General features: G+C 70.9%; 8 protein-coding genes and 1 pseudogene. 5 read left to right on the top strand and 4 right to left on the bottom strand.

Annotated elements, in window-relative coordinates; all coding sequences use genetic code 11:
- Positions 1-36 precede the first annotated feature (36 nt).
- From ACZ6KY_RS11515 to ACZ6KY_RS11525, 3 genes and pseudogenes are all read left to right on the top strand, one after another.
- Positions 37-1,632: a glycosyltransferase gene (locus ACZ6KY_RS11515; RefSeq protein ID WP_469310097.1), complete on the top strand. Its 1,596-nt coding sequence runs from the start codon at positions 37-39 to the stop codon at positions 1,630-1,632.
- Between the two features lie 162 nt (positions 1,633-1,794).
- A complete protein-coding gene (galE, locus tag ACZ6KY_RS11520) occupies positions 1,795-2,775 on the top strand; it encodes a UDP-glucose 4-epimerase GalE (protein WP_469310098.1) in 981 nt (326 codons plus the stop codon).
- 125 nt (positions 2,776-2,900) lie between these two features.
- Positions 2,901-3,441, top strand: a pseudogene (locus ACZ6KY_RS11525) (ADP-ribosylglycohydrolase family protein).
- 16 nt (positions 3,442-3,457) lie between these two features.
- Here the strand turns inward: ACZ6KY_RS11525 and ACZ6KY_RS11530 are convergent.
- The gene (locus ACZ6KY_RS11530) at positions 3,458-4,114 is read right to left on the bottom strand and encodes a TetR/AcrR family transcriptional regulator (protein ID WP_469310099.1); all 657 of its coding nucleotides are present in this window, start codon (positions 4,112-4,114) and stop codon (positions 3,458-3,460) included.
- A 174-nt stretch (positions 4,115-4,288) separates the two neighbouring features.
- On the opposite strand from ACZ6KY_RS11530, the gene ACZ6KY_RS11535 reads away from it, so the two are divergent.
- Both ACZ6KY_RS11535 and ACZ6KY_RS11540 read left to right on the top strand, forming a co-directional pair.
- The gene (locus ACZ6KY_RS11535; protein ID WP_469310100.1) at positions 4,289-5,209 is read left to right on the top strand and encodes an ABC transporter permease; all 921 of its coding nucleotides are present in this window, start codon (positions 4,289-4,291) and stop codon (positions 5,207-5,209) included.
- 16 nt (positions 5,210-5,225) lie between these two features.
- Positions 5,226-6,050, top strand: a complete 825-nt coding sequence (locus ACZ6KY_RS11540) for an ABC transporter ATP-binding protein (RefSeq protein WP_469310138.1) — start codon at positions 5,226-5,228, stop codon at positions 6,048-6,050.
- A gap of 96 nt (positions 6,051-6,146) precedes the next feature.
- Here the strand turns inward: ACZ6KY_RS11540 and ACZ6KY_RS11545 are convergent, their stop codons facing one another.
- The 3 genes from ACZ6KY_RS11545 to ACZ6KY_RS11555 are packed head-to-tail and all read right to left on the bottom strand — an operon-like array spanning position 6,147 to position 10,835.
- Complete coding sequence (locus ACZ6KY_RS11545) at positions 6,147-7,298, bottom strand: glycosyltransferase (protein ID WP_469310101.1); 1,152 nt, start codon at positions 7,296-7,298, stop codon at positions 6,147-6,149.
- Positions 7,295-10,327, bottom strand: a complete 3,033-nt coding sequence (locus ACZ6KY_RS11550; protein WP_469310102.1) for a bifunctional glycosyltransferase/CDP-glycerol:glycerophosphate glycerophosphotransferase — start codon at positions 10,325-10,327, stop codon at positions 7,295-7,297. Before ACZ6KY_RS11550 ends, ACZ6KY_RS11545 begins: the two co-directional genes overlap by 4 nt.
- A gap of 37 nt (positions 10,328-10,364) precedes the next feature.
- Entirely contained in the window at positions 10,365-10,835 is a 471-nt protein-coding gene (locus tag ACZ6KY_RS11555; RefSeq protein WP_469310103.1) for a GtrA family protein, read from the bottom strand.
- Positions 10,836-10,885 lie beyond the last annotated feature (50 nt).

Raw genomic sequence — 10,885 nt, forward strand, 5'->3', positions numbered from 1 at the left:
TACCCGCAATACTTACGATTCCGGCTCGTGGATCACATGAACCCTCACCAAGCGAAGGTCAGCGTCGTCGTCATCGGGTACGACGACGCCGCCCATGTTGCGGACGCCGTGCGCTCGGCGCTCGCCCAGGGGCCGGCCGTCCGCGAGGTGATCGCCGTGGACGACCGCTCGACGGACGGCAGCGCGGCCCTCCTCGACGCCCTCGCCGACGGGGAGCCTCGCCTGACGGTGATCCACCGCCGGACCAACAGCGGCGGCTGCGGCAGCCCGCGCAACGACGGCATCGACGCGGCCACGGCCCCCTACGTGATGTTCCTGGACAGCGACGACGTCCTGCCGCCCGGCGCGGCGGACGCGCTGCTCGCCGCCGCCGAGGAACACGACGTCCAGGTCGCGGCCGGACTGTGCGTGCGCCGCGAACTCCCCTCGGGCCGCGAGGTCCCCTGGGAAAGCAAGCTCTACACGCGGCCCACCCTGATATCCCGCCCCTCGCGGCGCCTCCGTCTCGCCCACGACACCCTGTGCGTCAACAAGCTGTACCGCACCGACTTCCTGCGCGAGCACGGCATCCGCTTCCCCGAAGGCCGCTACCCCTACGAGGACTTCGTGTTCACCGCGCGGGTGCTGGCCGCCGCGCCGCGCATGGCGCTGATCCCCGACACGGTGTACGTCTGGCACGTCCGGCGCTCCGCCGACCGCCTGTCCATCTCGCTCGACCGCGCCGACATCAGCAACTGGCGGGCACGGACCGAGGCGAACCAGGCGGCGTACGAGATCCTCCTGAACGCCGGGGAGAAGCAGCTCGCGCGGGCCGTGCACGCCAAGTTCCTCGACCACGAGCTGCGGATGTACACGCGCGAACTGGAACTGCGCACCCCCGAGTACCGCGGCGCCTGGTGGGACCTCACGCGCGCGTACCTGTCGACGTTCGACGCGGCCGACTTCACCGTCAATCCGGCCGCCCCCGGCCGCCTCGTCGCCCGCGTGATCCTCGCCTCCCCCGCCCCGCGCGACCTGCCCCGCCTCAAGGAGCTGGCGGCCCGGCCGGCCCGGCTGCTCCCGCCCTACATCCGCACGTCCGACGGCACCCCCGTCTGGTCCTCCGACCTCCCCCGGGTCACTCTGGAGCACTTCCTGGACCGGCCGGCCCACCTGCTGCCCGCCGCGGTCGACGCGGAACTGCGGCCCCGCGCGCGGGGCACCCTGCTGCGGCTGCGCCTGCACGAGCTGTACGGGCGGATGGCGGAGGCGGGTCCGGCCTCGGTGGACGTGGAGTTCATCCACCGGGAGGAGGGGCGGGTGGGCCTGGACGGCACGGCGCCCCTGGTGGCCGACCGTTACGGCGACACCTGGTCTGCGGAGATACCGGTGGACCTGTCGGCGCTGGGCGCGGGCACCTGGGATCTGCGCCTGGTCGTGCGCTTTCGCGACGGGTCGAGCCGGGAGGTGTCGGCGCACGCGCGCGGCGGCCCCGGCCTGCTGCGCCGCCGCGCGGTTCCGGACGTCCGCCAGGGCGTTCTCCTCGTACAGCCGTACCGGACGCACGCCGGGGCACTGGGCCTGCGCGCGGCGTCCGGTTGGCGAGGAATGACCGAAGTGGTGTCCCGAAGGCTCCGTCGCCTGCTTCACTGATACGCGGCCGCGGACGGGAGGACGCGACGCGCGAACGCGGACTCCGTACGTGCGCCCGCCCCTCCCCGACCGCACGGCACAGCACCGCACGACACAGGGCCGCGCGACACCGCACACAGAGCAGCACCACCACGGACTCACCCACGAGGGGAACGGCCGCACATGACCTGGCTGATCACCGGCGGCGCCGGCTACATCGGAGCGCACGTCGTCCGCGCACTGCGCGAGGCGGGCGAACAGGCCGTGGTGTTCGACGACCTGTCCACGGGGATCGCGGAGCGGGTGCCCTCGGACGTTCCCATGGTGGCCGGCTCGATCCTGGACGGCGAACTGCTGGCCCGGACGCTCACCGAGCACTCCGTCACCGGTGTCGTCCACCTGGCGGCGAAGAAGCAGGTCGGCGAGTCCGTGGAGCTGCCCCTGCACTACTACCGGGAGAACGTCGAGGGGCTGCGCGTCCTGCTGGAGGCCGTGACCGCGTCCGCCGTGTCCGCCTTCGTCTTCTCGTCCTCGGCCGCGGTGTACGGGATGCCGGACGTGGAACTGGTGACGGAGGAGACACCGTGCCTGCCGATGAGCCCGTACGGCGAGACGAAGCTGGCGGGTGAGTGGCTGGTGCGTGCGACCGGCCGCGCCACGGGTCTGTCCACGGCCTCCCTGCGCTACTTCAACGTGGCCGGGGCGGCGGCCCCCGAACTCGCCGACGTGGGCGTCTCCAACCTCGTCCCCATGGTCTTCGAGAAGCTGACGGAGAACGCCCCGCCGCGCATCTTCGGCGACGACTACCCGACGCCCGACGGCACCTGCGTGCGCGACTACATCCACGTGGTCGACCTGGCCGAGGCGCATGTGACCGCGGCCCGCGCCCTCCAGTCCTCCCCCGGCGCCCATCTGACCCTCAACATCGGCCGCGGCGAAGGTGTTTCGGTCCGCGAGATGATCGACCGCATCAACGCCGTCACCGGCTACGACTCGCCCCCGGTCACCACCCCGCGCCGCCCCGGCGACCCGGCCCGCGTCGTCGCCTCCGCCGACCGCATCTCCGTCGAACTGGGCTGGAAGGCCCGCTACGACGTCGAGGACATGATCACCTCGGCCTGGTCCGGCTGGCTCCGCCACCACCCGGGCGCAGCCCGGACCTGACCCCGGCCCGCCCCCTGAACTCCTTTCCCCAGCAGCCTTCTTGACGGTCGCCTCCTTCCTGGTGACCCCCTTCCCGCTCACCCCTCCTGCTCGCCCCGTCCCTCCCGTCGCCTTACGCTCGCCCCATGACCGCCACCGGCACCATCCTCGGCTCCGCGGTGGGCGACGCGCTGGGCGCGCCGTTCGAGTTCGGCCCGGAAGGCGCGTTCACGCGCCGCTTCCCGGCACCCGGGCAGGGCGGGGAGATGTGCGGGGGTGGTGGCTGGGACCCGGGTGAGGCGACCGACGACACGCAGATGGCCGTCCTGGTCGGCGAGTCGCTGCTCCGGCACGGCCGCCTCGAACTCCCGGACATGTTCGACCGGTTCAGGCGGTGGGCGGCGGCCGACCCGAAGGGCATCGGCCTCCTACGAGGACGCGGTGCGCGCGGCGATCGACCTCGGCGGCGACACGGACACCGTCGCGGCGGTGACGGGCGCACTCGCGGGAGCGGTCCACGGAGACGCCGCCCTGCCCGCCCACTGGACCGAACCACTGCACGTACCCCTGCCGAGTTCGGACGGACGGGTGCTACGAGCCCCCGAACTCACGGACCTCGCGGTCCGGTTGGCCGACCTCGCACACCGGCCGGCCGGGGAGTGGTCAGCCCCTGAGCACCGGCCCTGAGCGAATCGCGCTCGGCTCAGAGCGCCTTCAGCGCCGCCGCCGTCGCGCGGGCCAGGCTGGCCAGGTAGCCCTTCGGGACCTTGGGGCCGCGGACCACCACCGCGCGCCAGTACAGCGGGCCGGACATCAGGTCCAGCGCGAGTTCGACGTCGACTCCCTCACGGATCTCGCCCCGCGCGGTGGCCGAGGCGACGATCCCGCTCGACACCGACTGCTGGCCCTCCCGCAGCGCCTGCTGCATCGCGTCCGCGATCTCGGGGTTGCGGGCCGCCTCGGCCTGGAGGTCGGGGATGATCTGGCCGGCGACCGGGTGCCGCAGGGCGCGCGAGGTGACCTCGTACAGCAGCCGCAGGTCGCCCTCGAGGGAGCCGGTGTCCGGAGCGGGAAGCCCCTGGACGGCGACCGCCGAGACCAGGTCGAGCACGAGATGGAGCTTGGAGCGCCAGCGCCGGTACACCGCGGTCTTGCCGACCCCCGCGCGCCGGGCGATGCCCTCGATGGACATCCGGGCATAGCCGACGGACGCCAGTTCCTCGAAGACGGCCACGCGGATCGCCTCGGTGACATCCTCCCGGAGGACGGCCGCACCGGCGGGAGCCCGGCGACGCGGCGCCTTCCCGGCGGCAGGCGCGGGCGTGGTGGCACTCGCGGCTGTATCGGCGTTCGTCGTCATGCGAACCAGCATAGGGCGTTACGACGATACGGTTGCGTTCCGACGTCGATTGGGCCTACTCTCCCGTTACGACGATACGGTCCCGTTCCGACGCGCAGAAAACGGCAGGAAACGCCGTTGGAGATGCACGGAACGGGCCGCGCGCCCCCCACCCCCCGAGCGAAAGCAACGGATGTGAGCCAGGTTCTCAACACACCGCCCCCGACAGCGCCGCCGGCCTCCCCCGCCGACGACGCCGCGGCCCTCGCCGCCCGGTACGGCCTCACCGTCAGCGGCGCGCGCCCGAGCCTGCCCGCGTACGTCCGCCAGCTGTGGGCACGACGCCACTTCATCACCGCGTTCGCCACCGCCAAGCTCACCTCGCAGTACAGCGAGGCCAAGCTCGGGCAGGTGTGGCAGGTGATGACCCCGCTGCTGAACGCGGCGGTCTACTACTTCATCTTCGGTGTGCTGCTCGGCACCAAGCGCGGTGTGCCGGACTACATCCCGTTCCTGGTCACCGGCGTCTTCATCTGGACCTTCACCCAGAGCTCGATCATGGCGGGCACCCGGGCGATCTCCGGCAGCCTCGGCCTGGTCCGCGCCCTGCACTTCCCGCGCGCCGCGCTGCCGGTGTCGTACGCCATCCAGCAGCTCCAGCAGCTGCTGTTCTCGATGGCCGCGCTGGTCGTCATCCTGCTGTGCTTCGGCGTCCCGGTGAGCGCCTCGTGGCTGCTCGCGGTGCCCGTACTGGTGCTCCAGTTCACGTTCAACGCGGGCGTCGCGATGATCATGGCTCGCATGGGTGCCAAGACCCCGGACATCGCACAGCTCATGCCGTTCGTCCTGCGCACCTGGATGTACGTCTCGGGCGTCATGTGGAGCATCGACAAGGTGCTCAGCCACAGCAATCTGCCGCACTGGGCGATGGTCGCGCTGGAGAGCAACCCGGCGGCCGTGTACATCGACCTGATGCGCTACGCGCTGATCGACAGCTTCCACGCGCACCAGCTCCCGCACCACGCCTGGCCGCTCGCGCTGGGCTGGGCGGTCGTCGTCGGCGTCGGCGGCTTCATCTACTTCTGGAAGGCTGAGGAGACCTACGGCCGTGGCTGACATCATCGCGCAGGACATCCAGCAGCCGCAGAACGCCCAGAGCACGGCCGGGAACACCCCCGTGGCCGACGCCGAGCAGATCCCCACCGTCATCGCGGACCACGTCGACATCGTGTACCGCGTCAACGGCACCGGCGCCGGCCGGGGCAGTGCCACGGCCGCCCTCAACCGCATCATGCGCCGCGAGAAGACCGAGAGGGCGTCCGGCGTCCGCAAGGTCCACGCGGTGAAGTGCGTCTCCTTCACGGCGTACCGCGGCGAGGCCATCGGCCTGATCGGCACCAACGGCTCCGGCAAGTCCACGCTGCTCAAGGCGGTCGCGGGCCTGCTCCCGGTGGAGAACGGCAAGATCTACACCGACGGCCAGCCCTCGCTGCTCGGCGTCAACGCGGCCCTGATGAACGACCTCACCGGCGAGCGGAACGTCTACCTCGGCGGTCTGGCGATGGGCATGTCCCGCGAGCAGGTCAGGGAGCGCTACCAGGAGATCGTCGACTTCTCGGGCATCAACGAGAAGGGCGACTTCATCACCCTGCCGATGCGGACCTACTCGTCCGGCATGGCGGCCCGGCTGCGCTTCTCCATCGCGGCGGCCAAGGACCACGACGTCCTGATGATCGACGAGGCCCTCGCGACCGGTGACCGCTCCTTCCAGCGGCGGTCCGAGGCGCGGATCCGCGAGCTGCGCAAGACCGCGGGCACGGTGTTCCTGGTCAGTCACAACAACAAGTCGATCCGCGACACCTGCGACCGCGTGCTGTGGCTGGAGCGCGGCGAGCTGCGCATGGACGGCCCGACCGAGGACGTTCTCAAGGAGTACGAGAAGTTCACGGGCAAGTAGGCACGTGAGCGCCTGAGTACGCAGGCCGGTGAGCAGTGACTGAGGCGGAGCCGGAAATCGGCTCCGCCTCAGGTCGTTCCGCGCACCGACGGCCGCTCAGCGCTCCAGGAACGCGAACAGTTCCTCCCACATGCGGACGACCTCGTCCGTCGTGAAGCGCTGGACGTTCACACGCGCCGCCTCCCCCATGGAGTCCCGCAGGACCTTGTCGGACATCAGCGTGTCCAGCCGGCGGGCCAGTTCACCCGTGTTGCCGAGGGTGGCCAGCAGCCCGTCCTCGCCGTCCCGGACGATCTCGTGGACGCCGGGCGCGCAGTCGAAGGCGGCACACGGCAGCCCGGTGGCCATGGCCTCCATGAGGGCGAGCGGGAAGCCCTCGCCCCGCGAGGAGAGCACGAAGACCGAGCCGCCGCGCAGCGCGCCCGGCACATCGCTCGTCCGGCCCATCCAGTCGACGGAGTCGTCGAGCCCGAGGGCCGTGCACTGCTTCCTCAGGATCTCCTCGTCCTCGCCGGAGCCGTAGATCCGCAGCCGCCAGTCGGGCTGGCGCGGGGCGGCCTCGGCCCAGGCGTCGAGGAGCATGTCGATGCCCTTCTGGTCGGTCAGCCGGCCGACGCTGACGACGACGTTCTCCGTGCGCGGCGAGGGCACCTCGGGCACGAAGGGAATGGGGTTCGGCATGAAGGACGCGTTGTTCATGTCCTGCCCGATCCACAGGTCGGCGTCCTCGCGGGTGAGCGCCAGCATCCGGTCGACGTCGGCGTAGTGCTTCAGGACGCGCCTGAAGCGCGAGGTCGTCCGGGAGTACTCGAAGGACTCGTGGCTCATCCCGATGACCGTCAGGCCGTCGGTGTCGGCGAGTTCCACCCATTCCATGGCCCACACCTGGGTGACGATCACGACGGCGCCGGGCCGCGCGGCCCGGAACAGCGCGGTCAGCTCGGCGGCCCGCTCCCGCATGCCCGCCGCCCGCTCGGCGCGCAGCCTCCGCTCGGCGACGTCGAGCCGCCCCTTGAGTCCGCGCGCCGGTCCGACCCGCGGCGGATGGACGTCGTACAACGTCGTGGTGGGGTACGGGAGTTCGCCCAGTTCCTGGGGAACGGCGGGCTCGGTGACTCCCACGACGTGCACGCGGTGGCCGCGCTCGGTGAAGAGCCGGGCCATCTGGTGCGACCAGGTGGTCACCCCGCCCAGTTCGTCGACGCTGTTGGAGACGAAGAAGATGTCCCGCTGCGCATGGCCGGTCATCCACGCCTCCACTGTCCGAAGAACTGGTCGACGACACCGCGGGCCGCCGTCCCCTGGTCGTACTCGCCGAACTCGGCGGTGAACTGCTCACGCTTGGGCGCGTACTTGACGGTCTGTTCCTCCAGCGAGCCGAGCACCGCGTGCAGTTCGTCCTCGGTCCGCACCACGGGTCCCGGCGCCCGCTCCAGCAGGTCGAAGTAGGTGCCGCGGTCCTCGTGCACATACGCGTCGTAGTCGTACACGAAGAAGAACAGGGGGCGGTCGAGGAGGGCGTAGTCGAACATCACCGACGAGTAGTCGGTGATCAGCCCGTCGGCCAGCGCCAGCAGCGGGGTCATGTCGTGCTGCGCGGTGACGTCGACGACCCGGCCGCGCACGGACGGCGGGAGCACGACGTGGTTCAGGTAGTGGGAGCGGACCAGGAGGACGTAGCGGTCCCCGAAGGTGTCGGCGAAGCGCTCGACGTCGAAGGGCAGCTCGAACCGCCGCTGTCCGCTGTCGCGACTGCGGAAGGTCGGGGCGTACAGGAGGATCTGCTTGTCCTCGGGGATACCCAACTCGGCCGCCAGCGGGCCGCGTTCACGCCGCCCGTCGGCCTCCTCCCGCCGCCTCGCCCGCACGAGGGCGTCGTTGCGCGGGTAGCCGACCCGCAGCAGGGTCCGCTCCTGGAGCCGGAACGCCCGCGCGAGGGTGCGCACATCGTGCTCGGAGCGGATCAGGAACCGGTCGAAGCGGTCCAGCGTGCTCTGCTGTTCGGCCTGCTCCTCACGGGACTTGAGCTTCCACTCGGCCTCGTCGAAGCCCATCCGCTTGAGCGCGGAGCCGTGCCACGTCTGGATGTACGTCGTGTCCGGCCGCTTGGCGAGCTTCAGCGGGTAGCTCTGGTTGTCGACCCAGAACTCGGCCTGCGCGAGCGCCCTGAGATAGGGCAGCGACCAGCGGCGTACGAGGGTGGCGTCCTCCGGGAAACCGTCCGGACCGCCCGCGTGCGCCCAGACCGCCTGGAACTCCAGGCCCTGGCGGCGCATCTCCTCGTAGATCGCCCGGGGGCTGTCGCTGTACTGGCGGCCCAGGTGGCTCTCGAAGACGACGAGCCCCTTCCTGACGGGCAGTCGGCTGAACACCTCGTGGTAGAGGCGGATCTTGGTCTCACCCGAGGTGAGCTCCTTGCGCAGGGAACGGGCCTTGCGGTAGCCCGTCTTGGCGAGCGTGCCGGCCCGGCCGTGCACACCGCGCTGTACGAGGACGTTCGCCTTCTTGTCGGGGACCAGCCGGAAGGACAGGTGCCCGCGCGAGGAGACGACCGGTTCGATCCGGTCGGCGACCAGTCGGGTGAGCCGCGGCCGGACGGGCAACTGCCCGTCGGCCAGGTCGGGTTCGGCCGCGGTGAGCCGGGTGGTGGTGCGTACGCCGTCGACGTCGAGGTGAAGCCGTACGTCCCACACCGCGTCCACGATGCCCAGCGGCCGCACGGCGGTGAGGTCCGCCGACGTCTCCCAGCCGACGGACTCGCCCGCGTGCCACACGTTCGCCACGGGGAAGCGGAAGGTCTGGAAGCGCACCCCGGGACGGCGGGCGTAGAACTCCAGTTCCGCGGTGAGCCGGGCGCCGTCCGGGATCACACCGAGCGGGTTGGTGACGCGCCCGGCGAGCCGGACGGTTCCACCGCCGCTCTCGTACGAGGTCAGCGCGTTGCGCAGGAACATCTTGTCGACCGGCTTGACGTGATGGCCGAGGTCGGTGACGTCCAGGACGTGCCGCCCGAAGGGGTCGTCGAGATGCTCGGCGCACCAGTACACGCGGCCGTCGCGCTCGACGAGCGGGGAGGAGATCTTGTCGCGGTTGGCGAGCGTGTCCACGGCGGGCAGCAGGTTGTCCCAGTCGCTCACCTGGAGGAGATAGGCGCAGATGGCGTGGATGGGCTCGGCCTCGTCGAAGGCCGCGCGGTCGATCGACTCCAGGTACTGCCGGGCGATCGCCGCGAACTCCTCGCGGAAGGCGGCGTCGCGGAAGGGCAGTTCGCGCAGATGCAGTACGAGGTCGTGCTTGAGGAACTTGACGTCCTTGGCGAACTTCAGCTCCAGGAGCCCCTTGTCCGCCAGGAGCCGGTCGACCCGGCGGTGGATCTCCATGCGGTGCGTGAAGTTGGCGATCTCGTCACGCCGGTTGCTGATGGACTTCGCCGCCGCCTTGTCGGCGACCCTCCAGTCGTACACCCGGTTGGGGATCAGGGTGATGCGGCGGGCGGACGCGTACGCCTGGGCGGAGAACAGCAGGTCCTCGTAGTGGATGCCGACCGGGAAGCGCAGCCCCTCGTCGAGCAGGAACCGCCGGCGGTAGCACTTGTTGGTCGACAGCGTGTCGAAGACCAGCAGGTCGGGCAGCTCGGAGATCGACTCCAGGGTGCGGGTGCGCCCGTACAGCCAGGGGTACCACTTGACCTCCTTGCCGCTGCGCGAGTCGACGTGCACGCGCACGCACAGGCCGGAGACCAGGTCCGCGCCGGTGGCCTCGGCGGCCTCCAGCATGTTGCGGCACGCGTTGCGCTCCAGGACGTCGTCACTGTCGAGGAAGAGGAGGTAGGTGCCGCGCGCCTCGGTGATGCCGCGGTTGCGCGGGGCGCCGCAGCCGCCGCTGTTCTCGGGCAGCTGGTAGGCGCGGACCCGGCCGGGATGGGCGGCGGCCAGTCCGCGCGCCACCTCGTACGAGCCGTCGGTGCTCCGGTCGTCGACGACGACGACCTCGACGTCGTGCAGTGTCTGGTCCAGGACGGAACGGACGGCCGTGGGCAGCCGGGCGGCGTCGTTGTAGACGATGACGACCACGGAGACGGCAGGCCGCTCCGGCCCGGACCCGGCGGTCCCGGCCGCGGAGGCGGCGGGCTCGGGCCCGCAGGCGGACACCCCTGTCCCGGGCCCGGGGGGCTCCGTCCGGTGCTCGGACGGTCCGGTCCCGTGCCGGGAGGGCTCCGCCCCGGCGGCGAGCTCGGTCCCGTGCTCGGCGAACGCACGACGTTGATCCACATTCATCCTATTAATCGTAGACATCGCAACCCGCTTTGGGTTGCTATCGGCCGTTCTTCGCGTGTTGGAAGACCCACGTCCGGTACACCACGAAGCGGAAGGCCGAGGCCAGCACGATCGACAGCGCCTTGGCGATGTTCGAGCCGAGCGGGCCGCTCATTCCCAGGCCGTGATAGCCGAGATAGAACAACACGCTCTCCATGACGACGCCGAGCCCGCTGAACGCGAAGAAGAGGGCGATCTGGCGTCGGGTGCGCGAGGCCCGGTCCCGGTAGGCGAAGAAGCGGAAGCCGAGGTAGTTCGTCCCCATGGCGACACAGCTGGCGACGACCGTGGCGGCCATCGGGGGCCACTTCAGGCCGTGCAGCGCCAGGTTGAAGAAGAGGATGTTGACGACGACCCCGCTGCCGCCGACGACCGAGAACCGGGCCACTTCCAGGGCGAGGCGGCTGACCTTCCGGGCCTTCGGAGCCTTGGGGGCTCTCCGTGGGCCGATGACGGGCGGAGTCGCCACGGGGGCCCGCCTTTCGGTGAGGTGCACTGTCACGGGTCCGGATCCTCCAC

Source organism: Streptomyces sp. NPDC042002 (assembly GCF_055588305.1).

What these genes read in the sequence shown, in the direction of transcription:
- ACZ6KY_RS11515 (WP_469310097.1), top strand. Translation starts at nt 37, where the DNA reads ATGAACCCTCACCAAGCGAAGGTCAGCGTCGTCGTCATCGGGTACGAC.
- galE (WP_469310098.1), top strand. Translation starts at nt 1,795, where the DNA reads ATGACCTGGCTGATCACCGGCGGCGCCGGCTACATCGGAGCGCACGTC.
- ACZ6KY_RS11530 (WP_469310099.1), bottom strand. Translation starts at nt 4,114, where the DNA reads ATGACGACGAACGCCGATACAGCCGCGAGTGCCACCACGCCCGCGCCT.
- ACZ6KY_RS11545 (WP_469310101.1), bottom strand. Translation starts at nt 7,298, where the DNA reads ATGACCGGCCATGCGCAGCGGGACATCTTCTTCGTCTCCAACAGCGTC.
- ACZ6KY_RS11550 (WP_469310102.1), bottom strand. Translation starts at nt 10,327, where the DNA reads ATGAATGTGGATCAACGTCGTGCGTTCGCCGAGCACGGGACCGAGCTC.